22 protein-coding genes and 1 pseudogene are annotated in these 25,308 nt (G+C 71.3%); 13 read left to right on the forward strand and 10 right to left on the reverse strand.

Annotated features, from left to right (window positions below):
• Positions 1-9 precede the first annotated feature (9 nt).
• Together IPK81_04330 and IPK81_04335 are read left to right on the forward strand one after the other, a co-directional pair.
• The gene (locus IPK81_04330; protein QQS13476.1) at positions 10-1,461 is read left to right on the forward strand and encodes a glutamate synthase subunit beta; all 1,452 of its coding nucleotides are present in this window, start codon (positions 10-12) and stop codon (positions 1,459-1,461) included.
• On the forward strand, positions 1,458-1,715 hold the full coding sequence (locus IPK81_04335; protein ID QQS13477.1) for a ribbon-helix-helix domain-containing protein: 258 nt from the start codon (positions 1,458-1,460) through the stop codon (positions 1,713-1,715). Before IPK81_04330 ends, IPK81_04335 begins: the two co-directional genes overlap by 4 nt.
• Positions 1,716-1,730: 15 nt before the next feature.
• Here the strand turns inward: IPK81_04335 and IPK81_04340 are convergent, their stop codons facing one another.
• Positions 1,731-5,129 (reverse strand): AsmA family protein, encoded by a 3,399-nt coding sequence (locus IPK81_04340; protein QQS13478.1) that lies wholly within the window; start codon positions 5,127-5,129, stop codon positions 1,731-1,733.
• Positions 5,130-5,232: 103 nt separating this feature from the next.
• Here IPK81_04340 and IPK81_04345 point away from each other — a divergent pair, with 103 nt between their 5' ends.
• The 3 genes from IPK81_04345 to IPK81_04355 are packed head-to-tail and all read left to right on the forward strand — an operon-like array spanning position 5,233 to position 6,040.
• The gene (locus IPK81_04345; GenBank protein QQS13479.1) at positions 5,233-5,475 is read left to right on the forward strand and encodes a DUF4169 family protein; all 243 of its coding nucleotides are present in this window, start codon (positions 5,233-5,235) and stop codon (positions 5,473-5,475) included.
• On the forward strand, positions 5,472-5,765 hold the full coding sequence (locus IPK81_04350; GenBank protein ID QQS13480.1) for an N-acetyltransferase: 294 nt from the start codon (positions 5,472-5,474) through the stop codon (positions 5,763-5,765). The genes IPK81_04345 and IPK81_04350 overlap by 4 nt, the downstream gene beginning before the upstream one ends.
• Complete coding sequence (locus tag IPK81_04355; GenBank protein QQS13481.1) at positions 5,762-6,040, forward strand: N-acetyltransferase; 279 nt, start codon at positions 5,762-5,764, stop codon at positions 6,038-6,040. The genes IPK81_04350 and IPK81_04355 overlap by 4 nt, the downstream gene beginning before the upstream one ends.
• Before the next feature lie 2 nt (positions 6,041-6,042).
• Here IPK81_04355 and IPK81_04360 read toward each other — a convergent pair whose 3' ends face one another.
• The 9 genes and pseudogenes from IPK81_04360 to IPK81_04400 form a co-directional block, all read right to left on the reverse strand.
• Positions 6,043-7,359, reverse strand: coding sequence for a methyltransferase domain-containing protein (locus IPK81_04360; GenBank protein ID QQS13482.1), 1,317 nt, complete (start codon positions 7,357-7,359; stop codon positions 6,043-6,045).
• 32 nt (positions 7,360-7,391) lie between these two features.
• Positions 7,392-9,008 (reverse strand): GMC family oxidoreductase N-terminal domain-containing protein, encoded by a 1,617-nt coding sequence (locus IPK81_04365; GenBank protein ID QQS13483.1) that lies wholly within the window; start codon positions 9,006-9,008, stop codon positions 7,392-7,394.
• A gap of 64 nt (positions 9,009-9,072) precedes the next feature.
• On the reverse strand, positions 9,073-9,597 hold the full coding sequence (locus IPK81_04370) for a helix-turn-helix transcriptional regulator (GenBank protein QQS13484.1): 525 nt from the start codon (positions 9,595-9,597) through the stop codon (positions 9,073-9,075).
• Between the two features lie 51 nt (positions 9,598-9,648).
• Positions 9,649-10,833: an adenylate/guanylate cyclase domain-containing protein gene (locus IPK81_04375; protein ID QQS13485.1), complete on the reverse strand. Its 1,185-nt coding sequence runs from the start codon at positions 10,831-10,833 to the stop codon at positions 9,649-9,651.
• Positions 10,834-10,844: 11 nt separating this feature from the next.
• Entirely contained in the window at positions 10,845-12,575 is a 1,731-nt protein-coding gene (locus IPK81_04380) for an SDR family NAD(P)-dependent oxidoreductase (GenBank protein QQS13486.1), read from the reverse strand.
• A 462-nt stretch (positions 12,576-13,037) separates the two neighbouring features.
• A pseudogene (locus IPK81_04385) lies at positions 13,038-14,296 on the reverse strand (thiolase family protein).
• Positions 14,297-14,334: 38 nt separating this feature from the next.
• Positions 14,335-15,660 carry an aminotransferase class III-fold pyridoxal phosphate-dependent enzyme gene (locus tag IPK81_04390; protein QQS13487.1) on the reverse strand — a complete coding sequence of 442 codons (1,326 nt, stop codon included), beginning with the start codon at positions 15,658-15,660 and terminating at the stop codon, positions 14,335-14,337.
• Positions 15,661-15,810: 150 nt separating this feature from the next.
• Positions 15,811-16,053 (reverse strand): Lrp/AsnC ligand binding domain-containing protein, encoded by a 243-nt coding sequence (locus tag IPK81_04395; GenBank protein QQS13488.1) that lies wholly within the window; start codon positions 16,051-16,053, stop codon positions 15,811-15,813.
• 61 nt (positions 16,054-16,114) lie between these two features.
• Entirely contained in the window at positions 16,115-18,019 is a 1,905-nt protein-coding gene (locus tag IPK81_04400) for a DEAD/DEAH box helicase (protein ID QQS13489.1), read from the reverse strand.
• A 348-nt stretch (positions 18,020-18,367) separates the two neighbouring features.
• Between IPK81_04400 and tatC the strand changes: the two genes are divergently transcribed.
• From tatC to msrA, 8 genes are all read left to right on the forward strand, one after another.
• Positions 18,368-19,144 carry a twin-arginine translocase subunit TatC gene (tatC, locus tag IPK81_04405; GenBank protein ID QQS14953.1) on the forward strand — a complete coding sequence of 259 codons (777 nt, stop codon included), beginning with the start codon at positions 18,368-18,370 and terminating at the stop codon, positions 19,142-19,144.
• Between the two features lie 73 nt (positions 19,145-19,217).
• The gene (gene serS, locus IPK81_04410; GenBank protein ID QQS13490.1) at positions 19,218-20,498 is read left to right on the forward strand and encodes a serine--tRNA ligase; all 1,281 of its coding nucleotides are present in this window, start codon (positions 19,218-19,220) and stop codon (positions 20,496-20,498) included.
• 10 nt (positions 20,499-20,508) lie between these two features.
• Positions 20,509-21,297 (forward strand): 5'/3'-nucleotidase SurE, encoded by a 789-nt coding sequence (surE, locus tag IPK81_04415; GenBank protein QQS13491.1) that lies wholly within the window; start codon positions 20,509-20,511, stop codon positions 21,295-21,297.
• A gap of 13 nt (positions 21,298-21,310) precedes the next feature.
• Complete coding sequence (locus IPK81_04420) at positions 21,311-21,955, forward strand: protein-L-isoaspartate(D-aspartate) O-methyltransferase (GenBank protein ID QQS13492.1); 645 nt, start codon at positions 21,311-21,313, stop codon at positions 21,953-21,955.
• A gap of 386 nt (positions 21,956-22,341) precedes the next feature.
• Entirely contained in the window at positions 22,342-23,229 is an 888-nt protein-coding gene (locus IPK81_04425) for a M23 family metallopeptidase (GenBank protein ID QQS13493.1), read from the forward strand.
• 84 nt (positions 23,230-23,313) lie between these two features.
• Positions 23,314-23,661: a RidA family protein gene (locus tag IPK81_04430; protein QQS13494.1), complete on the forward strand. Its 348-nt coding sequence runs from the start codon at positions 23,314-23,316 to the stop codon at positions 23,659-23,661.
• Positions 23,662-23,825: 164 nt separating this feature from the next.
• Positions 23,826-24,329: a peptide-methionine (R)-S-oxide reductase MsrB gene (gene msrB, locus IPK81_04435; protein QQS13495.1), complete on the forward strand. Its 504-nt coding sequence runs from the start codon at positions 23,826-23,828 to the stop codon at positions 24,327-24,329.
• 11 nt (positions 24,330-24,340) lie between these two features.
• On the forward strand, positions 24,341-24,967 hold the full coding sequence (msrA, locus tag IPK81_04440) for a peptide-methionine (S)-S-oxide reductase MsrA (protein QQS14954.1): 627 nt from the start codon (positions 24,341-24,343) through the stop codon (positions 24,965-24,967).
• The last annotated feature ends 341 nt before the right edge of the window (positions 24,968-25,308 follow it).

Genomic DNA, 25,308 nt, shown 5'->3' on the forward strand with positions numbered 1-25,308 from the left:
GCTAAGGCCATGGGCAAGCCCACCGGCTTCCTGGAGATCGAGCGCAAGGACCGCGGCTACGAGAAGGTCGACGTCCGTCTCAAGACCTGGCGGGAGTTCGTCACGCCGCTGCCGGCGGCCGACGTGCGCCAGCAGGCGGCGCGCTGCATGGATTGCGGGATTCCGTTCTGCCACAACGGCTGTCCGGTCAACAACATGATCCCGGACTGGAACAACCTCGTGCACCGCGACCAGTGGCGCGCGGCGCTCGAGGCGCTCCACTCGACGAACAACTTCCCGGAGTTCACCGGCCGCATCTGCCCGGCGCCGTGCGAGGCGTCGTGCACGCTGAACATCGACGACAACTCGGTGACCATCAAGACCATCGAGTGCGCCATCGTCGACCGCGGGTGGGAGGAAGGCTGGATCCCGCCGCGGCCGGCGGCGCGCAAGTCCGGCAAGCGCGTCGCCGTCGTCGGCTCCGGTCCCGCCGGCATGGCCTGCGCCCAGCAGCTGGCGCGCGCCGGCCATGCCGTGACGCTGTTCGAGAAGAGCGACCGCGTCGGCGGTCTGCTGCGCTACGGCATTCCCGACTTCAAGATGGAGAAGCACCTCATCGACCGCCGCGTGCGCCAGATGGCGGCCGAGGGCGTCGAGTTCCGCACCGGCGTCGAGGTCGGCGTGACCATCTCCGTGAAGTCGCTGCTGGAGGGCTACGACGCCGTCGCCATGACCGGCGGCGCCGAGGCGCCGCGCGACCTCGAGGTGCCCGGCCGCGAGCTCGCCGGCATCCACTTCGCCATGGATTTCCTGACGCAGCAGAACAAGCGCGTCGCCGGCGACGACGAGGCCCGTGCCGCGCCGAAGGGCACCCTTTCGGCCAAGGGCAAGCACGTCGTCGTCATCGGCGGCGGCGACACCGGGTCGGACTGCATCGGCACGTCGAACCGCCAAGGCGCGGCGTCCGTCACCCAGCTCGAGATCATGCCGCGCCCGCCGGAGAAGGAGAACAAGGCGCTGACGTGGCCCGACTGGCCGCTGAAGATGCGCACCTCCTCCTCGCACGAGGAAGGCGCCGAGCGCGACTTCGCGGTGCTGACCAAGCGCGCGGTCGGGTCGAACGGCCGGATCGAGGCGCTGGAATGCGTGCGCGTCGACTGGGTCAAGGACGACGCCGGCCGCATGGTTCTCAAGGAGGTCCCCGGAAGCGCCTTCCAGCTCAAGGCGGACCTGGTTCTGCTGGCGATGGGCTTCGTCGCGCCGGTGCACGCCGGCATGATCGCCGAGTCGGGCGTGGCGCTCGACGCGCGCGGCAACGTCAAGGCGACGATGACCGACTACAAGACGTCGGTGGCGAAGCTGTTCGCCGCCGGCGACATGCGCCGCGGCCAGTCGCTCGTCGTGTGGGCCATCCGCGAAGGCCGCCAATGCGCCCGCGCCATCGACGAGCTCCTGATGGGAAGCAGCGACCTGCCGCGATGACGGAGTCGCCGCCGCGCGTGCGCAAGCGGTCGGTGACGATCGGCCGGCACCGCACCAGCGTGTCGCTCGAGGCGGCGTTCTGGGACGAGTTGAACCGGATCGCCGCGGCCGACGGCGTGTCGCTGAACGCGCTGGTGGCCGAGATCGACCGGGCGCGCATGGTCGGCCGCGACCCGCGCGACGCCACCAACCTGTCGAGCGCGCTGCGTCTGCGCGTGCTCGACGACCTGCGGCGGCGCGCCGGCGCGACGTGACGCGGGCGTCCGCCCTCAGAAAATCTTCTTCAGCTTCTTGAGCGGATCCGCCGGCTTCTGCTGCGCCGGCGCCTGGCCCGGCGCGGCCTGTCCCGGCTCCGCCGCCGGGGTGGTTCCCGGCGCGCCAGGCGCCGGCTGCTGCGGCCTGCCGGCCGACGCCGCCGCCGGCCCGCGGTCGATCTTGCGGCTGGGCGAGTCGATGGCGCCGGTCTGCCGGACGATCACGTAGGGCGCCTCCGGCGACTCCTGGACGTAGACGTTCGTCGTCGTCGCCATGGTCCACGCCGGCAGGTTGACCTGGGCGTCGGTGAGCGCCCATGCCCGGTTGCCCTCGACCCGCAGATCGCTGGTGCGCAGCTGGCCGTCGCGCATGGCGATCGTGCCCGACATCGGCCCCGACCGGTTGGCGAAGCGCTCGTTGGCGACACGTATCGCGGCGTTGATGTCGCCGATCTCCTCGGTGACGCCGCCGCTCTTGCCGCCGGCGAGCTTGTCGATCTGCTTGCCCAGCCCCTTGAGCGCCGCGCCGGCGACCTGGCCGCCGACCTGCTCGCTGGCCGAGGCGTTGAACCGCACGGTGCCCGAGACCTTACCTTCGCCGTCGATCGACGACACGATGGCCGCGACGCTGGTCAACGAACCTCGCGCGGCGAAGGTCAGACCGATCGTGCCGTCCACCCGCTTGCTGTCGCCGATGGTACGCGCCGCCGTGCCGAGATTGATGTTCGTCGCGCCGAGGCGCAGATCGAACGCGGCCCGGCCCGCGTCGATCGTGCCCGATAGATCGACGCCGCCACCGAACATCCCGCCGCTGAGCTTGGCGATGGTGAGCACCCCGCCGCGCAGAGTGGCGCGCAGCTGCGCGCCGTCGAGCCGCCATGGCGATTTCGCGATGGACGGCGCCTGGAGGTCGATATCGGCCTCAAGCGATTTGAGCGCCGACAGATTGATCGGCGCGTTGGAGAACCGGCCTCCCGAACCGCCGCCACCGGAGGCGGCCGCCGCGCCGCCGGGCGCCGCCGACCCGCCGCCGCCGGACAACTGGTCGACGTCCAGGGCGCTGGTCTTGAGGTTCGCGACGATCCTCGGCACGGCGCCACCCAGCGCGGCGTTGACGGTGCCCGAGCCTTGCACGCCCTTCACGGCGAACGAGCCGTTGAACGCGACGTTGTTCGTGTCGCCCTTGGCCGCGCCCGACGCGCTGACCGACCCTATTCCGGGCGGCGCGTTGCCGAGCGCCGCCATCAGCTTGTCGAGATCGGCCGTCTGGAAGGTGAACGCCGATAGATCGTAGCGCGTGCCGCCCTCCAGCAGCGCCACCTTGCCGGTCATCCGCAGCGCCATGCCCAGCGCGTTGACGGTGAAGTCGCGGAACGTCAGGTCGCGCGCCGTGCCGGCGACGCCACCCTGCAACGTGACGGCGCCGAGCGGCCCCTTCTTCAGCGGCGACGGCGCGCCCGCCAGCTTCAGCAACCGGTCGGCGTCGTTGGTCTGCACGTTCACCGAGAGGTCGAAGCTCGGGGTCGTCTCGAGATTGGCGACGCTGCCCTTCAGCGCGACGGCGGCGCCGGCGACGCTGCCGATCCGCGTGTCGCCGAACGTCAGCCTGCCGCCGCGGTAGGTGACGTCGGCGTCGACACCCTCGATGCGCTCGCCATTGTAGACGACACGGCCGATCTTGGCCTTTATGCGGGCGTCGATCGCGGCCGGAGCGGTGGCGGCGACCGCCGGCGCAGGAGTCGTCGCGGCCTTTCCGGCTGGCGCGCCTGGCTTCCCCGCCGGCGTTGCCGCCGCCGCGGGCGTGCGCTTGGGCAGGTAGGCGTCGAGGTCGATCGTGTCGGCCTGGAAATCCGCCGTCACGACAGCCGGCGTCGCCGCCAGCGTCGTCGACAGGCGACCGCGCATCGTCATGCCGTCGAGCTGCACGATGGCGTCGTCGACCCGCAACGCGGTGGCGCCGTCGCCGGCGATCTTGCCCTTGAACGAGAACGCGCCGAGCTTCCCCGACGGCACGCCGGCGACATCGACCTTCAACCACGCCAGCGTCTCGCGCAGGCGCGGGCCGGCGAGGCTCAGCTCGCCGGTGGCGCTGGGCTTTCCCTGCGCCGTCGTCATGGTCGAGGAGCCCGAGAGCTGGGCGTCGCCGGGCAGGGTCGCGTCCAGCTTGCGGATCGTCAGCAGACCCTTGTCGAGCGTCAGGTCGGCCACGACCTTGCGCATGGCGGCGCCGTTGTAGACGACCTCGCCCGCGTCGAAGACCAGCGCGACGGCGACGTTCGTCGGCAAGGCCGCGACCGCCGGAGCCGCCGCCGGCCGCGTGGGAGCGGCCGGAGTGGCCGGTCGGCTCGTCGGCGCGCCGGCGGCCGGCGCCGCCAACGCCAGCCACTTGTCGAGATCGAGCTTGGTGAACGACAGCTTGCCCTCGACGCTCATGGGATCGAGCTTTACCGTGATCGTGCCGCTGCCCTGGTCCTCGCCGAGCGTCAGTTTAAAGTCGCGCGCGGCGAACGCCGACGCCGACGCCTCGATCGCCCCGTTGAACGCGATCTTGCGCGATAACGTCGGCGGCAGCGCCGGCGCGGGCAGACCGGCCGCGCGCGCCAACGAAGCGACGAACGCCTCGAGGTTGGCGGCGTTCAGCGAGGCGTCGCCCTTCAGCGCCGCCGTCGCGGCGAGGTCGGTGGCGACGCCCGTGAACTTCGCCTCGCCGGCGTCGCTACGGACGAACAGCGACAACGGCACGCCCTGCGCGCCCTTGACGCCCAGCTTGCCGTCAAATCTGAGGGGGACGCCGTTGGCGGTCAGGCCGCCCTCGACAGCGAACGGACCGGCCAGGGACGGCACGGAGAGGGTCATCGACACCTTCTCGAACCGCGCCTCGCGGCCGGTCTTGGCGTCACTGTAGGTCAGCAGCCCGTCGACGACCACGATGCGCTGCGCCGAGATCGCGACGCCACCGCCCTCCTTGGCGCCCGTGGACGCCGCCGGCGCCTGCGCCGCGCCCGCCGTCGGCGGGGCGCCGGCCGGCGTGAACTCGTAGTTCGCGCGCCCGTCCGCCGCCACCTCGATCGCGATCTTCGGCTCGATCAGCCTGACTTCGGAGATCTCGACCCGCTTCGACAGCAGCGGCCACAGCGCCACGCCGGCCGAGGCCGCCTTCAGGTCCAGCATCTGCGCCGCCTTGCCGCCGGGCGCGTTCGAGAGGCGCACGCCTTCGGCCGAGACCGACGGCGTGGGGAACATCGACAGCCTCAACGGACCGTCGATCACCAGATCGCGGCCGGTCGCCTCCTTCACCTTGGCGACGATCTGCGGCTTGAACGCGTTCGGATCGATGAGGAACGGCGTCGCGACGCCGGCGGCGACGATCAAACCGACCAGGACGCCCACGCCGATGAGGATCTTCTTCAGCATCGCAACTCTCCTGCGCGCGTCCGGATCACGCTCGACGCTTCCATTCTAGCCCAGTCCAAGCGAGAATCGCGGCGACTTTGTGGTCGTCCCGGAAACGTGAACCATGGCCGAGATCGTCAATCTCCGCGCCGCGCGCAAGCGCCGGGCGCGCGACGCCAAGTCCCGCGAGGCCGACGCCAACCGCGCGAGCTTCGGCGTCTCGACGACCGCGAAGGCCGCCACCCGGCTCGAGAACGCCCGCGCCGAGCGAACGTTGCGCGGCCACCGGATCGACGGAACCCCCGAGGGAGACCCGCCGTTATCCACAGACGCGGGGCCGCCGGCCCGCCCATCGAGGCCGAAATGACCGACCATGTGCGCGACAACGCCGAGCGCGGCCGCTACGAGCTCCCGGCCGGAAACGCGACCGCCTTCGCCGAGTACATTCCGGCCGGCGACGTCCGCATCGTCACGCACACCGAGGTACCCCGGGCCGTCTCCGGCCGGGGAATCGGATCGACCTTGGTGCGCGGCATGCTCGAGGACATGCGCGCGCGGGGCCTGAGGATCGCGCCGCGCTGCTCCTTCGTCGTCGATTTCATCCGGCGCCATCCCGAGTACGCCGATCTGCGCGCGGAGCCGGGACCGCGGCCGTGACCGACACGGTGGTCGACCGTCCGGACCGCCGACAGTACGAGCTGGAGGTCGACGGCGTCGTCGCCTTCATCGAGTACGAGCCTGGCGACGGCCGCGTAGCCGCGACGCACACGGTCGTGCCTGAGGCGCTTGGCGGACGCGGCGTCGGATCGACCCTCGTGCGCGGGATGCTCGACGATCTGCGCGCGCGCGGTCTGAAGATCGAGCCCCGGTGTCCGTTCGTCGCGGCGTGGATCGGCAAGCATCCCGACTACGCGGACCTCGTCGCGGCGTAGCGCTACGCCGGCCGCACGCCAACGGCGCAGTGCATGGGATGGGCCATGAACAGCAGACCCTCGGCGGCGGCGCCGTCGCGCACGCGACGCCACGTCGTGGTCTCCTCCGGCGATAGCAGCGACAGCGCGTGGTCCTCGCGGTAGCGCCAGATCGGCCCCGACGGGTCATCGAGCGTCACCAGCGACGGAAAGCAGGTCAGATCCCGCAGGCCGGCGGCGCGCATGCGCCGGTACAGAGACCGGTCGGCGACGCCACGCGCGCCCACCGATTGCGGCGGCGTGGTCACCTTGCGACGGATATCGTCCGGCAGATCGAGATGCCACCATTGCGGCATGTCGAGCGCGCGCACGACCACGCCGACCCGCCCGCCCGGTTTCACCACCCGCATCATCTCGGCGATGGCCCGGTCGGCGTCGCATTCCTCCAGCACCGTGACGGAGAAGGCGCAGCCGAACGACGCGTCGTCGAACGGCAGCGACTCGGCGTCGCCCTCGGTGAAGCGGATCGCCGCGCCCGGGCACGCCGCGTCGACCAGCGCGGCGGCCTCGCGCAGCAGGAATGGATTAGTGTCCATCGCCGTGATCGGGGTCGCCGGGCCGAGCCGCGCGGCGAGCAGGCGGTCGAGCGAGCCCGCGCCGCAGCCGACGTCCAGGACGGCTTCGCCCGGCGCCGGCGCCATCACGTCGACCAACGCGCGGAACATCGCGCGGTAGCTCGGCGCGCGGGCACGGTCCTCCAGCGCCGCGACGCCGCCAAGATGCGCGCCGCCGAGCACGATCACGGTGAAGCGCTCCGCCAGCGCCGCGAGCGCCGGCTCCCATTGTGACGGCGCGAGGAAGAACGGCAGCAGCAGCAGCACCGGACCGGCTCCATGCGTGCGGTACGTGATGCCGGCGTGCGCGCCGCTTGCGGTAGCGATCGCCGGCGCGGTGGCGCGCCGCCCCGCCGCCTCGACCGCGTCGATGAACCCGCGCATCCCCGCGACCAGTTCGTCGCGGCGGTCGGCGACCACGTCGGCCCAGCCCGGCGCGTCGTACCCTTCGAGCGCCAGCCGCCGGGCGCCGGGCAGGCGCTCCGCGGCGCGCGCCGTCGTCTCGGCGGTCAATCCGCCGGCGCCGGCGATCATCAGGAGGCGATCCGCGACGCCGCCGAACGACGCCGCGTCCAGACGGGTCGGCACGCAGCAGACGATCCCCGCGAGCCGGTCGGCATGCGCCGACGCCAGACCCGCGATGTCGCCCGGCATCTGCGTCGCGACATGCGCCGACGCGATGCCGAGATGGTCGAGCAGCGCCAGCAGCCGTTCCGTCGGCGTCATACCGGTTCCCCGCATTCCAATGGACGGCCGGGCTAGGCCGCGCGCGCGTCCTCGCGGATCATCACGGCGGCCTTCTCGCCGATCATGATGGTCGGCGCGTTCGTGTTGCCGGTCGTCAGGGTCGGCATGATCGAGGCGTCCGCGACCCGCAGCCCGGCGATGCCGCGCACGCGCAGCCGCGAATCGACCACGGCGCGCGGATCCTCGCCCATCCGGCAGGTGCCGACGGGATGGTACAGCGTGTTGCCGGCGCGCTTGGCGTAGTCGGCGAAATCCGCGTCCGTCTCGATCCCTGGCCCCGGATACAGCTCGCCGGCGCTGTGACGCGCCATGGTCGGCGCCGCGAAGATCCGCCTCGTGTGGCGCACGCCCGCGATCAGCGCCGCCAGGTCGTCGGGCGACGAGAGGTAGTTCGGCCGGATCGCCGGCCGCGCCAGCGGATCGGCCGACGCCGCCATGATCGTGCCGCGGCTCGACGGCTTGACGACGCACACCGCGACGCTGATGCCCGGCTCGCGCTCGAGATGGCCGAAATTCTTCGGGTCGGCGCTGCCCGGCGTGAACAGAAGCTGCAGATCCGGGCTGGCGAGGCCCTCGCGGCTGCGGGCGAAGACCTGCGCCGTGGTGACGCCGAAGGTCAGCGCGCCGCGGCCCTCGACCACCCAGCGAAGCACCTCCCACGCCACCCGCGGCAGGCGCGAGAGCTGGTTGATGGTGACGAGATCGCGCACGCGGTGCACGACGCGCACGACGTAGTGGTCGACCAGGTTGGCGCCGACGCCGGGTAGATCGTGGTTCACGGCGATGCCCAGCGACTTCAGGTGCCCGGCAGGTCCGATGCCGGAGATCTGCAGCAGATGCGGCGAGTTCACCGCGCCGCCGGCCACGACCACCTCGCGCGCGGCGCGCAGTTCGCGATCCTGCCCGTTCTGCCGGAACGCGACGCCGACGCAGCGCTTGCCGTCGAGCAGCAGCCCGGTCGCCTGGGCGTCGGTCTCGATCCGCAGGTTCGCCCGGCCGCGCGCCTCGGCGAGGAAGGTGCGCGCGGTCGAGCCGCGCAGCCGGCCGCGCCGGGTCATCTGCGAATAGCCGACGCCGTCGCGCGTGCGGCCGTTGAGATCGGGATTGAGCGGAAATCCCGCCTCCTGCGCGGCGCTCACGAAGCGGTGCGTCGCCGGCAGGATGGTGCGGTAGTCCTCGACGCGCAGCGGCCCGCCGCGGCCGCGCTGGTCGTCGTCGCCGCCGTCGTAGGACTCGGATTTGCGGAACAGCGGCAGCACCTCGTCCCATGTCCAGCCGCGGCAGCCCATCTGCGCCCAGCCGTCGAAATCCGACGGATCGCCCCGCACGTAGAGCATGCCGTTGATCGAGCTCGAGCCGCCGAGGGTGCGGCCGCGCGGCCAGTCGAGCTGGCGGCCGCCCGTCGCCTCCTCCGGCTCGGATTTGTAGTTCCAGTTGACCACGGGATGGCGGATCAGCGTGCGGATGCCGGCCGGGATGTGGATCATCGGGTGCGTGTCGGGCGGGCCGGCCTCCAGGAGGACGACCTTCGAGCCGTCCTCCGACAACCGGCTGGCGACGACGCAGCCGGCCGACCCGGCGCCGACGACGATGTAGTCCGCGTCCATCTCCGGCGTTCCTCCCCGCATGCGCGTTCTTGTTCGGATCAGGATGGGCGGAACGCCGGCGCGGCGCCACCGCGTCGCGCGCGAGTCAGCCCCGCGCGGCGCGGCGGGGGGCCGACCGGTCGAACGCCAGCCGCTCGAAGAAGCGCCTTGTGTCGGGCGTGGCGCCCTCGCCGGCGACGGCGCGCACGCTGCTGAGGTCGAGCCGCCGGCCGCTGACGGCGTCGCCCAGCACGGGCTCGACGCGCCCGCCGGACGCCGCGTCCTCGAGCTCCATCGGCCGGCCGTCGACGGCGGCCGGGCCGAAGCGGTCGCCCCACTCCTTCAGGCCGACGATCACCGGGAACAGCGCCGCGCCTTTGTCGCTCAGACGGTATTCGTAGCGCACCGGCCGCTGCCGGTAGGGCACGCGGCGGAAGACGCCGGAATCGACCAGCGATTTCAACCGCGCCGTCAGCACGTTGCGGGCGACCCCGAGATTGGCCTGGAACTCGTCGAACCGGCGCACGCCGTACATCGCGTCGCGCACGATCAGCAGCGACCACGGATCGCCGACCACGTCGAGCGCGGCGGCGATGGAGCAGTTCATGTGGGCGAACGACGTCCGGCGCATGCGCGCGACTGTACGGAGGCCCGACGCCGCGCGCAACGGCGCGGCCCCGCCTCACGCCGGCGCGAACAGCTCCATCCGGCCGGGCACGCCGCGCAGCCGGTGCGGGCCGATCGAGCGCATCGGCCGCGGGCAATAGCGCTGGAAATCGGCCGACGCCAGCACCGGCTCGCCCAGCGCCTTGGTCATCGACTCCAGCCGGGCGCAGCGGTTCACCGCCGGGCCGATCACCGTGAAGTCGAGGCGGTCCTCGGTGCCGACGTTGCCGAACGTCACCATGCCGACGTGCAGGCCGACGCCGAAGCGGATCGCCTCGCGGCCGGCCTCGACGCGGCCGGCGTTGATCTCGTCGAGCGTGGCGCGGGCCTCGCGCGCGGCATCGACCGCGCCCGCGGTGGCGGCGGGCAGGAACGCCGCGTCGTCGACCGGGAAGATCGCCATCACACCGTCGCCGATGAACTTCAGGATCTCGCCGCCATGGCGCTTCAGCGCGCCGCCGACCGCCTCGAAATAGGCGTTGAGCAGCTCCAGCACCTCGCCCGCGGACGCGCGTTCGTTGAGCCCTGTGAAGTCGCGCAGGTCAGAGAACCACAGCACGGCGTTGATGCGGTCGCCGTCGCCGCGGCGGACCAGCCCGTCGAGGATGCGCTGGCCGGTGTGGTGGCCGATATAGGTCGCGACCACGGTGTCGGCGACGATGCGGTGCACGTGCATCTCGACCACGGCGCCGGCGTGGTCGATCAACCGCCGCAGATCGGCGAGATCGGCGTCGGTGAAGCCGCCGGGGCAGTCGGTGGAGAAGGTGGCTACCGGCGCGCGCCCGCCGCGGGCCATGCGCAGCGGCACGCCGAAATAGTCCGTACCGCCGGCGTCGCGCACCTCGTGCAGCACGGCGTGGGCGGCCGGCGCGAGCGCGTCGAGTCGGTGGCGCACCTCGTGCCCGGTCTCGCGTATCTCCTGCACCGGGCTGCCGATGTAGGCGCCTGTGAACTCGATCCCGCGTTTGCGTTCGATCAGCTCCGCCTCGACCGGCCGGTCGCGCCGCCACACCACGCCCAGCGCCTGGAGCTGCGGGTGCATCAGCTCGAGGCCGATGTAGAAGCGCCACACCGGGATGCCGGTGCCGCAGGCCCGCTCCATCAAGCCGACGACGAACGCCTCGAGGCGCGGCAGCAGCCGCCCCTCGCGGGCGATCCATTCCGCGACGGCCGCGACCCTGTCGGTCGAGTCGACGGCCATCGCCGGCTACCCTATCCGCCCATCACCACGCCGACCTCCTCCGAACTGGTGCGGTAGGCGGCGTTGGTCGACAGGTCGGCGATCCGGTCGATGTTGGCGGCGACGTCGTCGACGGTCGCCTGCGGTCCCAGGCGCGCGCCGGGACCCTCGCGGTACTCGATGCGCGAATAGTAGCCGGCGCCGGCCGCCCAGATCTCGCCGGTCCGCTTGCACTCCTCGCTGCACAGGTACGCCACCATCGGCGAGACGAACTCCGGCCGGATCCTCGCCAGCACCTCGGGCGTCATCAGATCCTCGGTCATGCGCGTGCCCGCGACCGGCGCCAGCGAGTTGACGAGGATGTTGTACTTCTGCCCTTCCAGCCGCAGCGCGTTCATGAAGCCGACCAGGCCAAGCTTGGCGGCGGCGTAGTTGGTCTGGCCGAAATTGCCGTAGATGCCGGAGTTCGACGACGTCAGCACGATCCGCCCGTAAGCCTTCTGGCGCAGGATCGGCCACGCCGCGTGGGTGACGTAGACCGAGCCCATCAGGTGGACCTGCATCACGAACAGGAAATCGTCCATCGACATCTTGCGGAACGACTTGTCGCGCAGGATGCCGGCGTTGTTGACCAGGATGTCGACGGTCCCGAATGCGTCGACGGCGGTCTTCACGATGTTCTTCGCGGCCTCGTGATCGGCGACGCTGTCGTAGTTGGGGACGGCCTGGCCTCCGGCCGCCTTGATCTCCGCCACCACCTTGTCGGCGGCGGCGTGGTCGCCGCCCTTGCCGTCGCGCGCGCCGCCGGGATCGTTGACCACGACTTTGGCGCCGCGCGACGCCAGCAGCATGGCGTGCGCGCGGCCCAGGCCGTTGCCGGCGCCGGTGACGATGGCGACGCGATTGTCGAAGCGGACGGTCATGGCTCGGTCACTCCCTAGGGAAAGCGGACGTTGAAGTGGGCCGCCGGAAAATCGGCGGGAACGGTGTACTCGCAGATCCACGACACGGCGCCCCACGGCTCCGTCTCGCTGAACAGGCGCACGCCGCGGCGGATCGCGGCCAGCGCGTCGGCGTCGAGATGCGGCGCGTCCGCCGCCTTGGGAATTCCGCACACGTCGGCGGCGGCGTCGGGCCGCGCCGGCTGGTTGGTGAAACGCGCGCCGATCCGCACCACGCCGGGTTTGGCGACGATCGTGCCGCACGCCGACGGGCAATCGAGGATGTGGGTCTGCGGCGCCTGCGGCGTCTCGCCGTCGCGGTGGCTGCCGATGATCCGGACCTGGCCCGCGATCAGCGGCCGCGAGCGCACGTCGAAGCTCCACGCCGGCCGGTGGTAGGCGACCACCGCGACCCGCCCGCTCCTGTTCGTCACCACGCAGGTCGCGCGCGGATTCGGCCCCGGCCCGCCGCGCACGCCGGCCGGTGGATCGCACAGCGCGGCCGGCCATATGACGGGCGCGGCGGCGCAGGCCGCTCCGGCGGCGTCGCAGGTCTCGGCGCTCAACGTCAGCGCGCCGTTCACCGCGACGTCGAAGCGCCGCGAAACGCCCGCCGCGACATGGGCCGGCGCCGACAGGCCGCCGCCCTCGACGCGGATCCGCACGCCCGGCGCGCGCGCCGCGTCGGCGACCAGCCCGACCTCGACGAAGCTCTTCGCGAACACCGGCTCGAAGCGGAACGCGGCGCGTGCCTCCGTGCCGTAGACGCCGCAATCCGCACCGACGCCGCACTGGATCGTCTGCTTGCGGCCCGGCGCGCATTCCGCCTCGCGCGTCTGCTGGCGCGGATTGTACAGGCGTTGTGGAAACGACGCCGGCCAGCGCGAGGGGATGTCCAGCGTCGTCGCCGGGCAGTTGGCGTCGTCGCCCCAGTCCGTGAACACCGCGCCGTCGGCGGCCAGCGCCGTCACGATCGTCGGGTTCAGCGCCTTGGACGGCCGCGACGGCGCGTCGACGATCCGCCGCCCTTCGTCGATCCGATCGGATTTCACACCCATCTGATAGGCGCCGCCGGCGCCCTCGCGATCGACGGTAACGGCCCCGAGCGGCGACTCCGCCGCCGGAAACGACAGGCGCATGGTCGCCGGCGCGGCGGGCGCCGCGACCGGGGAAGCCGCCGGCTTCGGCGCCGGCTTCTGTTGCGCGGCCGCCGGGACCATGACGAGAAACGCCGACAGGGCGGCGGCGAATAGTCCGGATGTCCTCATGATCGACGGCGACGCCTCAGGCCAGATCGGGTTTGCGGAGGATGATGACCGACGCGACGGCCTCCTCCATGCCGATCACCCCGCCGCCATTCTCCGCCAGCGCCACTTCGGCGCCTTTGACCTGGCGCGCGCCGGCCTCGCCGCGCAGCTGGCACGCCAGCTCGGCGAGCATCGACAAGCCGGTGGCGCCGACGGGATGGCCCTTCGACACCAGGCCGCCGGAGGTGTTGATCGGAAGGCGTCCGCCCGGCCCGGCCTCGCCCGATTCGACGAACCGGCCGCCACCGCCCTCCGGGCAGAACCGTAGCATCTCCGCCTGGTAGATCTCGCAGAACGAGGTGGCGTCGTGGACCTCGGCGACGTCGATGTCGTCCGGTCCTAGGCCCGCCATCGCGTAGGCCTTGTCGGCGGCGACGCGGGTCAGACCGGGTTCGTCCAGCCTGCGGTACTTGCCGCCGGCGAAGCCGATGCCCGCGACCTTCACGGCGCGGGCCCGAACCTCCTTCGGCAGCCGCTCGAGATACGCCGCCGAGCACAGCAGCGCCGCCGCCGCGCCGTCGCCGATCGGGGCGCACATCGCGCGGGTCAGCGGATAGGACACCGGCCGGTCCTGGAGGACGGCGTCGGCGGTCATCTGGAAGCGGTACTGCGCCTTCTCGTTGAGCGCGCCGTAGTTGTGGTTCTTGGCGGCGCCGGCGGCGATCTGCGCCTGCGTCGTGCCGTGCTTCCACATGTGCCACTTCGCCTGCATGGCGTAGGTGTCCATGAAGATCGTGCGGTCCGGCCCGGTCTCGAAGCGCGACCCGATCATCGCGCCGACGCGCGTCATCTCGTCGACAAGGCGGTCGTGCTGCGTGGTGATGTAGCCCTGCCCGAACGTGTCGGCGGTGCGCTCCGGCTTGTCGGGGCTGAACAGCTTCTCGACGCCCACGGCCAGGGTCAGCTCGTTGGTGCCGGCGAGGATGTCCTTCCACGCGCCCTGGAAGGCCGTCGAGGCGGTGGCGCAGGCGTTCTCGACGTTGAACATCGGCACCCGCTCGGGGAACAGCCCCTCCTCGACCAGCGGCTGGAACAGCGCCTGCCGCGGATCGAGTTCTGGCCCCAGAACGGCATGCCGCAATTGCCCAGCCACCCCGTCTCGATGTCGCGGCCGTCCTTCATGCCGGCGTCGGCCAGCGCGCCGAGATACGCCTCGCGCGCCAGATCGTGGAACGACTTGTCGGGGTGGCGCTTGAACTGCGTCGTGTGGGCGCCGATGACGTAGACGTCGCGCATGGTCATGGATGCTTCCGCCGGGATTGCGCGTCCAGCCGCTAGAGCGTCGCCTCGAGCTCGGTGAGCACCTCGTCGACGGCCTTCAGGCCCTCGTCGAGCTGCGCCTCGGTGACGATCAGCGGCGGCGAGATCACGAGCTGGTTGGACCGCACGTGCATCTGCACGCCTCGGTCGTTGAACATCGACTTGATGCGGCCGACCAGCGGATCGGGCGCGTTCCACGCCACCAGCGGCTCGCGCGTGGCGCGGTCCTTCACCAGCTCGATCGCCGCCAGCAGGCCGAGCCCGCGGACGTCGCCGATCAGACGGTGGCGCGATTCCAGCTCCTTGAGGCGGCGCATCAGGTACGCGCCTCGGCGCGCCGCGTTCTCGACCACGCCGTCGTCGAGCATCGCCTGGATGGCGGCGACGCCGGCGGCGCAGGACAGCGGGTTGCCGGTCTGGGTCGAGCCGATGGCGACGCCGCGGTCGAGGAACTTCGCGGCGATGGAGTCGCGCATCATGACGGCGCCCAGCGGCAGCACGCCGCCGTTGATGCCCTTCGACACGGTCATCATGTCCGGCAGGGCGTCGTAGTGCTCCATGGCGAACCACTTGCCGGTGCGGCCGAACCCGTTGATGACCTCGTCGGCGATCATCAGGATCCCGTACTTGTCGCACAGCCGGCGGAGGATCCCGTAGTACTCCGGCGGCGCCACGATCGGGCCGTTGCCGCCGGTGATCGGCTCGAAGATGATCGCGGCGATCGTGTCCGGACCCTCGGCGAGGATCTGCTCCTCGACGCTGGTGGCGCAGACGACGCCGCAGGACGGATAGGTCTGCTTGAACGTGCAGCGGTAGCAATACGGGTTCGGGAACTTCACCGAGCTGGCGAAGTTGTTGGCGCTGGCGCCGCGGCGCGGATCGCCCGACACGCCCAGCGTGGTCAGCGCCGTGCCGTGGTACGAGCGGTAGCGCGACATCACCTTGGCGCGTCCCGTCACCATGCGCGCGAAGGTCAGCGCCGCCTCGTTGGCCTCGGTGCCGGAGTTCATGAAGAAGAAGGTGTTGAGGTCGCCCGGCGTGACCGTGGCGAGCAGCCGCGACAGCTCCTCGCGCGGCTCGTTTCGGTAGAACGGCGAGATGAAGCACAGCTTCTCGGCCTGCGCCTTGATCGCCTCGACGATGCGCCGGTCCTGGTGGCCGAGATTGACGTTGAAGAGCTGCGCCGTGAAATCCAGCCAGCGCTTGCCGGTGTCGTCGTGGAAGTAGACGCCGTCGGCGCTTGTCACGCGCGGCGACGCCAGCGTGTCCTTGATCGAGGACCAGGCGTTGATGCTGACGCCTTCGGGCTCGTTGCGCAGCGTCGGGCTGATCTGGTTCACGCGGTCCTCCGGCGGTTGGGCGTCGCCGAAACGTACGTCGCGCGGCGCGACGCGGTCAACGAAACCCGATTGGAAGGCCGGGAAACATCGCGCTCGAGCCGCCGTCCGCGGACGGAACGGCGGCCTCCGGCGCCGCCAGCGGCGCGGGCGTCAGGTGAACGCCTTGAACGTGATGTAGGTGTAGGTGTCCTTGATGCCCGGCAGCGTCTGGACGCGGCTGGTCACGAAGTGGCCGACGTCGGTGGCATCGTCGAGATAGCACTTCATCAGCAGGTCGTAGGATCCGGAGATCGAGTGGACCTCCGACACCTGCTCGACGTCCTGCACCGCCGACGCGGCGACGTCGTACGCCTTCCCCAGCTCGCACTTCACGAGGACGAAGATCGTCTGCATGGATCCGCTCCGGGACGACGCCGCGCGCGGCCCGACGGGCCGGGCGCGCGGCGGAAAGCGCTCAGGCCGCCTCTTCGGCCGCCGGAGCGTCGCTGACGGGGGCCGCGACGCGCGGCGCCGGGCGCGGCACGGGGCGCGACAGGAACGCCGGCGTGAACTCGCCGAAACCGACCACGCTGGGCCCGTCGTCGCGGTCGTGGCGGCGGTCGTAACGCTCGCGGCGCGGGCGGTCGTCGTAGCCGCCGCCGCGCGGCGCGCGGTCGCCGAAGCCGCGGTCGTCGCGGCCGCGGCCGTGACGCGGACGGTCGTCGCCGCCGGCGTCGCGCGGACGCTCGCCGCGCGGCTCTCGGTCGCCCCGAGGCTCGCGGTCGCCACGCGGTTCGCGACGCGGACGGTCCTCGCGCGGCGCGTCGGCGACATCGCGCGCGACAACGGCCGGCGCGGCGTCCATCGGCGCCAGATCGGCCGGCGGCAAGAGGTCGTCGGCGCCGTCGCGGTCGGTGTCGCGGAAACGCGGCTCGCCGGCGGGGGCGCGGTCGCCGCGCTCGCCGCGGCGTCCGCCACGACGACGGCGCTCGCCGCGTTCACCGCGCTCGCGGCGCGGCTCCTCGCCGGAGACGACGACGGCCGGCAACGCCTCGGCGGGCGGCTGGAGATCGTCGGCGCCGTCGCGGTCGGCGTCGCGGAAATGCGGCGCGGCCACCGGCCGGTCCTCGCCACGGGGCGCGCCGCGATCGCGACCGCCGCGCGGGCCGGCGCGTCCACCGCGATCGCCGCCGCGCGGTCCGCCACGGCCGCGTCCGCGGCGGTGGCCGCCTTCGGAATCCGGATCGAAATCGATCTCGTCGAAACCGGCGATGGCGATGCGCGGCACCGGCTGGCCGATGGTCGTCTCGATCGCCGAGATCATGCGCGCCTCGTCGGGCGTCGCCAGCGTGTAGGCGATGCCGGTCTTTCCGGCGCGGCCGGTGCGGCCAATGCGGTGGACGTAGTCGTCGGACACGAACGGCACGTCGAAATTGAAGACGTGGCTCATGTCGGGGATGTCGAGGCCGCGGGCGGCGACGTCGGACGCCACCAGGATCTTGATCTCGCCGAGCTTGAAGCGGTCCAGCGTCTCCATGCGCGCGGGCTGGCTCATGTCGCCGTGCAGCGCGCCGACGCTGAAGCCGTGCTTGCCCAGCGACTTCGAGAGGATGTCGACATCCTTCTTGCGGTTGCAGAACACGATCGCGTTGCGGACGTCCTCGGAGCGGATCATCCGGCGCAGCGCCTCGCGCTTGTCGGCCTCGGGGATCACCGCGACGCCCTGCTTGACCAGCGCGGCGGTGGTCGCCGGACGGGCGACGGTCACCTCCTTCGGGTTCATCAGGAAGGCGTCGGCCAGCTTGCGGATCTCCGGCGGCATCGTGGCGGAGAAGAACAGCGTCTGGCGCAGCTTCGGGGTCAGCGAGGCGATGCGCTCGACGTCGGGAATGAACCCCATGTCGAGCATCCGGTCGGCCTCGTCGATCACCAGCAGCTTGACGTCGTTGAGCAGCACCTTGCCGCGCTCGAAATGGTCGAGCAGGCGGCCGGGGGTGGCGATCAGCACGTCGACGCCACGGTCCAGCGCCTTCTCCTGATCGTCGAACGAGACGCCGCCGATCAGCAGCGCCATGTTCAGCTTGTGGTACTTGCCGTAGGTCTCGAAGCTCTCGGCCACCTGGGCCGCCAGTTCGCGCGTCGGCTCGATGATGAGCGAGCGCGGCATGCGCGCCTTGGCCCGGCCGGAGGCGAGGATCTCGATCATCGGCAGAGTGAATCCGGCGGTCTTGCCGGTGCCGGTCTGCGCGCATCCGAGGACGTCGCGCCCCATGAGCACGTAGGGGATGGCCTGTTCCTGGATCGGCGTGGGCTCGGTATAGCCCTTCTCGGCGATCGCCTTGAGCACTTCGGGGCCGAGCCCCAGTTCTTCGAAAGTCATTGATTTCCCAAGGAAATTCCACTTGTCCGGTCGTCTGGCCGGGTTCCGGTGGAGCGGTCCGGCCGCCGTCGAGGCAAATGGCGGGACCGTCGGTTCACGAACGGTGCGCACTATAGGCGGGGGTGCCGCGCTGTCAACGCGACCCCACGCGTTTCCGCCATGCGGACCCGCGACAGCTAAACGCACCCCAGGTCACGCCGGCGTCACATGCCGATGGCCAGCGAGGCGCGCCGGTCGAAACGGGGGTGGAAAGCACCGGGGATTGGCGCCATAACCGGGCCCCGCCCCACCCGTGCCGACGGATCCGCCGCCGTGAAGCTGCTGGAAGGCCCCGAAGACGACAAGCCGATGCCGCTGTACGACCACCTGGTCGAGCTGCGGCAGCGCCTGATCAAGGCGTTGATCGGCTTCTTCCTGGTGTTCCTGGTCGCCTTCTATTTCTCGGCCCCGTTCTTCGAGATCATCGCCGAGCCGCTGCGCACGGTGACCGGCCGCGACCTGATCGTCACCGACCTGCTCGAAGGCTTCATGACGCGGGTCAAGCTGTCGGCCTTCGTGGCGCTGCTGATCGGCTTTCCGTGGATCGCGGGCCAGCTCTGGATGTTCATCGCGCCCGGCCTCTACCGCAAGGAGAAGGCCGCGTTCTTCCCGTTCATGCTGGCGACGCCGATCAACTTCTACATCGGCGCCCTGATCGGATACTTCGTGATGCCGGTGCTGTGGCGGGTGCTGGCGTCCTACGTGCCCGACGGCGTCGTCATCGACGCCAAGATGAACGAGTACGTCTCGCGCGTGCTGCAGCTCACCTTCGCCTTCGGCATCTCCTTCGAGCTACCGGTGCTGCTGACCCTGCTGGTGCGGGTCGGGCTGGTGTCGACGGCGGCGCTGGCCTCGAAGCGGCGCTACGCCATCGTCGTGGCGTTCATCATCGCCGCCGTGCTGACGCCGCCGGACGTCGCCAGCCAGCTCGCGCTCGCGGTGCCGTTGATCCTGCTCTACGAGATCTCCATCATCATCGGCCGCATGATCGAGAAACGGCGGCCGGCGGACACCGAGACGGACGAATCGGGTGGCGAGAAGCCGGCGGAGTCGTCGACCGGCGGCGTGCCGTCGTCGCCGGGCTGAGCCCCGGCGCCGCCCCGCGCCGCGCCCCTCCTCGACGCCCGCCCCGTCCGCCCGAGTTCAAGAAGCCGCCGCCATGCACGACATCAAATCCATCCGCGACAACCCCGGCGCGTTCGACGCCGGACTGAAACGCCGCGGCCTCGCGCCGCTGGCCGCCGAGCTGCTGGCCATCGACCAGCGCCGCCGCGCCGCCATCACCGAGAGCGAGCAGACGCAGGCGAAGCGCCGCGCGCTGTCGAAGCAGATCGGCGCCGCCCGCGGCAAAGGCGAGAACGCCGACACGCTGATGGCCGAGGTCGCCGCGCTCGACGCCACCCAGAAGGCGGCCGAGGCCGCGGCGGCGGAGGCCGGCAAGGCGCTCGACGACCAGCTCGCCGCGCTGCCCAACCTGCCCGACGACGCCGCGCCCGACGGCAAGGACGAGCACGACAACGCGCTGGTGCGCCGGGTCGGCGATCCGCGCAATTTTGCCTTCGCGCCGAAGGACCACGTCGCCATCGGCGAGGCCCTGGGCATGATGGATTTCGCCGCCGCCGCGAAGCTATCGGGCGCGCGCTTCGTCGTGCTCAAGGGCGCGCTGGCGCGGCTGGAGCGGGCCCTGGCCCAGTTCATGCTCGACCTGCACACCGGCGAGAACGGCTACACCGAGATCAACCCGCCCTTCCTGGTGAAGGACGCCGCCGTCTACGGCACCGGCAGCCTGCCGAAATTCGCCGAGGACCTGTTCGGCACCACCAACGGCTACTGGCTGATCCCGACCGCCGAGGTGCCGCTGAGCAACCTCGTCAACGACAGCGTGGTCGAGGAGAAGGCGCTGCCGATGCGGCTGACGGCGTGGACGCCGTGCTTCCGCTCCGAGGCGGGATCGGCCGGCCGCGACACCCGCGGCATGATCCGCATGCACCAGTTTCCCAAGGTCGAGCTGGTGTCGATCACGACGCCGGAGGAGTCCGAGGCCGAGCACCTGCGCATGACCGCCTGCGCCGAGGGCGTGCTGACGAAGCTCGGCCTGCCGTTCCGCACCGTCATGCTGTGCACCGGCGACATGGGCTTCGCCGCGCGCAAGACCTACGACATCGAGGTCTGGCTGCCGGGGCAGAACGCCTACCGCGAGATCTCGAGCTGCTCCAACTGCGGCGACTTCCAGGCGCGACGCATGAACGCCCGCTACCGGCCGAGGGAAGGCAAGGGCACGCGGTTCCTGCACACGCTCAACGGCTCCGGCCTCGCCGTCGGCCGCGCGCTGGTCGCGGTGCTGGAGAACTACCAGAACGAGGACGGCAGCGTGGCCGTCCCCGACGCGCTGCGCCCCTACATGGGCGGCCTCGACACCATCCGCGCGCCGGGCGCGTAGGGAACCGCAGATGACCTTCGCGCCGCTCGACCCGACGGGGGTCCGCATCCTCGTCACCAACGACGACGGCATCAACGCGCCGGGGCTGGAGGCGCTCGGCGAGATCGCGCACGCGCTGAGCGACGACGTCTGGATCGTGGCGCCGGAAGCCAACCAGAGCGGCGCCGGCCACTCGCTGTCGCTGTCGACGCCGATCCGCGCCCGCGAGGTCAATGAGCGCAAATTCGCCATCGAGGGCACGCCGACGGACTGCGTGCTGTTCGGCGTGCGCCACCTGCTGCGCGGCCGCGAGCCGACCCTGGTGCTGTCGGGCGTCAACCGCGGCGCCAACATGGCCGACGACGTCACCTACTCCGGCACCATCGCCGGCGCGATGGAGGGCTGCCTGCTGGGCTTCCGCTCGATCGCGATGAGCCAGGTCTACACCGCGCCGCATCCGGTCAAGTGGGCGACCGCGACGCACCACGGTCCCGACGTGATCCGCAAGGTGCTGTCGGTCGAGTGGCCGCGCGAATGCCTGCTGAACGTCAACTTCCCCGACGTGGTGGCGTCGTCGGTCACCGGCGTGGTCGCGACGCGGCAGGGCAAGCGCGGCTTCGGCGGCGGCGTCGAAGAGCGCGCCGATCCGCGCGGCGGCGCCTACTACTGGATCGTCTACCGGCCCGACGAGCCGCTCACCACCGAGGGCAACGACATCGGCGCGGTGCGCGCCGGGGCGGTGTCGGTGACGCCGCTGCATCTCGACCTGACGCACGAATCGATGCGGCGGCGCCTGCGCGACGCCTTCGGGCACGATTGAGGCCGGACGCGGGATGTCCAGCGCCGCCAAGCAGCGTCTGATCGCCGAGTTGCGCCGGGGCGGCGTGACCGACGAGCGCGTGCTGGCCGTGATGACCGCGATCCCGCGCGAGGCGTTCGTGACGCCGACCTTCGTCGAGCGCGCCTACGACAACATGGCGCTGCCGATCGGCTTCGGCCAGACCATCAGCCAGCCGCTGGTGGTGGCGGCGATGACGCAGGCGCTCGACGTCGGCGAGCGCATGAAGGTGCTGGAGATCGGCACCGGCTCGGGCTACCAGGCCGCGATCCTCGCCAAGCTCTGCCGCCGGCTGTTCACGGTCGAGCGCTACAAGGCGCTGTCGAAGGACGCCGAAAAGCGCCTGCTCGACCTGCGCATCCACAACGTCGTGTTCCATGTCGGCGACGGCACCAAAGGCTGGCCGCCGCAGGCGCCGTTCGACCGCATCATCGTCACGGCGGCGGCCGGCGAGATGCCGCGCGCGCTGGTCGACCAGCTCGCGGTCGGCGGCATCATGCTGGTGCCGGTCGGTCCGGATCCGGTGAACCAGACCGTCGAGCGCATCGTGCGGACCGAGGACGGCTTCACGCGCGAGCCGATCATGCCCGTCCGCTTCGTTCCCCTCGTCGCCGGCGCGCTGCCGACCTACGAGGCGTGAGGCGGCGGAGGGAACCACCCCGGTCTTCGTGTTCATCGCCATGCGCTTACAAGACCGCGGTGCGGCGGCGCGGATTCGCCCGCGGACGATGATCGTTTGAATCGCGCTTTGGACGCCATACCCCGCCTGTAAGCGGGCGCCACGGTCTCGCGGAGGCGAGGTCACCGGCCGTTCGGGGCGCGAACGGCCCAATGCGGGACGCGCACTCGGTCATACGCTTTTCGCGCCGGATCGAGACGGCGGTGATGGTCGCGGCGGTCGCGAATGCGGCGCGACGATGGCGGCGCGGCGCGCGGGGTGGATTCACGAGCGGTCGTTTTTGCGGTATCCTGCCGGCCATGAAAAACAACGCGCGTCGCTCCCCCTCGCGAGCGCGCCGCCGGAACGTGGCCTCGCGCGTCGGCGTCCCGCTCGTCCTGCTTCTCGCTCTCGCGGGCTGCCAGGCCTACGACGCGGCCGTCTACGGACGCCGCGGCGGCGTGGTCGAGTATCCCGGCTCTGGCGCCCGTCCCGACGCGCCGGCGATCTACGTCGTGCGCCAAGGCGATACGATGGACGGCATCGCCCAGCGCTTCGGCGTGCCGGCCAGCCGCATCGCCGAGCGCAACAGCCTGTCGTCGCCCTACAAGCTCTCGCCCGGCGCGTGGCTGGAGATTCCCGGCGCCCGGGTGGTCGAGGCGTCGGCGCCATCGGGCGCCGCGCCCGGCGGCGAACCGGCGTCGACCTCGTCGCCCAGCGGTCCGGTGACCTCGAGCGAACTGCCGCCGCCCCCGGGAGGCGCCCAGCCGCCGAAGCCCGTCGCGGGCGCGCTGCCGTCGTCGTCCGGCGCCGTCGCCACCACGTCGCCGACCGCGACGACGGCCACGCCGCCCAAGCCGGTCGCCCTGCCCGGCGCCGGGGCCCCGAAATTCGAGTGGCCGGTGCGCGGCCGCACCGTCCGCGGCTTCGGCGCCCAGGCCGATGGCCAGCGCAACGACGGCGTCAACATCGCCGCCGCGTCGGGCACGCCGGTGAAGGCCGCCGAGGGTGGCACGGTCGTCTACAGCGGCAGCGAGGTGAAGGGCTTCGGCAACCTCGTGCTGGTCAGCCACGCCGGCGGCTACGTCACGGCCTACGCCCATCTCGACAAGCTCTCGGTGCAGAAAGGCGCGGCGGTGAAGAAGGGCCAAAGCCTCGGCACCGTCGGCACGACCGGCGGCGTGGCCGAACCGCAGCTGCATTTCGAGGTCCGCCAGCGCAACAAGCCGGTCGATCCCGCGTCCGTTCTCCCCTGATCGTCGCCCGCCGGCGCGCTCGCGTCGCGCCGCCGCCGCCGCTATGGTGCGCCGCCGATTTCAGGCGACCATAGGAGCAGAATCATGAGCATCACCCGCATCGAGGCCGGCGCCCGCATGAGCAAGGCCGTCGTGCACGGCGACACCGTCTACCTCGCCGGCATCGTGGCCGACGACACGTCGCAGGACGTCAAGGGCCAGACCCGGCAGATCCTCGCCACGATCGACGCGCTGCTCGCCAAGGCCGGCTCGGACAAGAGCAAGCTGCTGTCGGCCAACATCTGGCTGACCGACATCACGACCTGGTCGCAGATGAACAAGGTGTGGGATGCCTGGGTGTCCCCCGGCAACACGCCGGCCCGCGCCACGGTCGAGACCAAGCTGGCCGGCCCGCAGTACAAGGTCGAGATCATGGTGCAGGCCGCCAAGTAGGCGGTCCGCCCGGACGGCATCGGACGGCGCGTTCCCCCGGGGACGCGCCGTTTTCCGTTTCGTGAACGGCGTTGATGGGCGGAGGGTCGCGCGCGCGGCTATATTGCGCACATGGACCGCGTCCGGCGAGGCCGGGACCGCGACCGACCGAAGGACGACCGACCATGACCCGATTCAGACGCCGGCATGTCATCTGGGGCGCCGCCGCTCTCGCCACGGGCGTCGTGGCCTCGCGTAGCTGGACCGCGACCGCGCAGGGACCGTCGAAGGCGTTCGAAGTCAGCTACTCCGAGGACGAGTGGCGCAAGCGCCTGTCGCCGGAGCAGTTCCGCGTGCTGCGCAAACACGGCACGGAACGCGCGGGCACCAGTCCGCTCGACCACGAGAAGCGCGCCGGCACGTTCCACTGCGCCGGCTGCGACCTGCCGTTGTTCGCCTCGACGACCAAGTTCGACAGCGGCACGGGCTGGCCGAGCTTCTGGCAGCCGCTGGACAACGCCGTCGGCACCAAGGAGGACCGCTCGTTCTTCATGACGCGGATCGAGGTCCATTGCCGTCGCTGCGGCGGCCATCTCGGCCATGTGTTCGACGACGGACCCAAACCGACGGGGCTGCGCTACTGCATGAACGGGATCGCCATGACCTTCAAACCGGCGGGTGCCTCGTGAGCGCCGCCGCCATGCCGCGCCGCTGGCTGGCGGCCGTCGCCGCCGCGCTGACCCTGGGCGCCGCCACGCTGGCGCTCGCGCAGGCGCCGACGCCCGCGCCGTCCGGCAAGGCCGTGGCGATCTTCGCCGGCGGCTGCTTCTGGTGCATGGAGCCGCCGTTCGACAAGATCGACGGCGTGACCGCGACGATCTCCGGCTACACAGGCGGCCACAAATCGATGCCGACCTACGAGCAGGTCACGGCCGGCCGCACCGGCCACATCGAGGCGGTCAAGGTCGAGTACGACCCGGCCAAGGTGACCTACGCGAAGCTGCTGGAGGTGTTCTGGCGCAACATCGATCCGCTCGATGACAAGGGCCAGTTCTGCGACAAGGGCGAATCCTACCTGTCGGCGATCTTCCCGGTCGACGAGGCGCAGCGGAAGGTGGCCGAGGCGTCGCTCGAGGCGCTGGTCGCGGCCAAGACCCTGCCCGGCAAGATCGTCACCCGCATCCTGCCGGCGGCCACGTTCTGGCCGGCCGAGGAGTACCACCAGGACTACTATCTGAAGAATCCGAACCGCTACCAGTACTACCGCTGGAGCTGCGGCCGCGACGCGCGCCTGAAGAAGCTCTGGGGCGAGCCGGCGGCGAAGTGATCGACGGCGCGTCGATTCCCTCTCCGTCGCGCGGCCGAGCGCTGAGCGCTGGTGGAAGCGAACAACGTCGCGCACATCCGCCACCGTCATCCCGAGCGCTTGCCTCCGCCATCATCCTGAGCGAGCGCCATCGGCGCGTCGTCGAAGGATCTTTCCGCGCCGGGCGCCATGACAAGATCCTTCGACTACGGCGCCGCGCGCCTCCGCTCAGGATGACAGTGTTTGGCTTCTGAACGGAGAGCGTCACCGCCCGGCGAGCAGTCATCGCGCGTTGCCTCCGCCGGCATCCTGAGCGAGCGCCGCCGGCGCGTTGTCGACGGATCTTTCCGCACCGGGCGCCA

The organism is Rhodospirillales bacterium, from assembly GCA_016699855.1.
Classification (GTDB): Bacteria; Pseudomonadota; Alphaproteobacteria; order Reyranellales; family Reyranellaceae.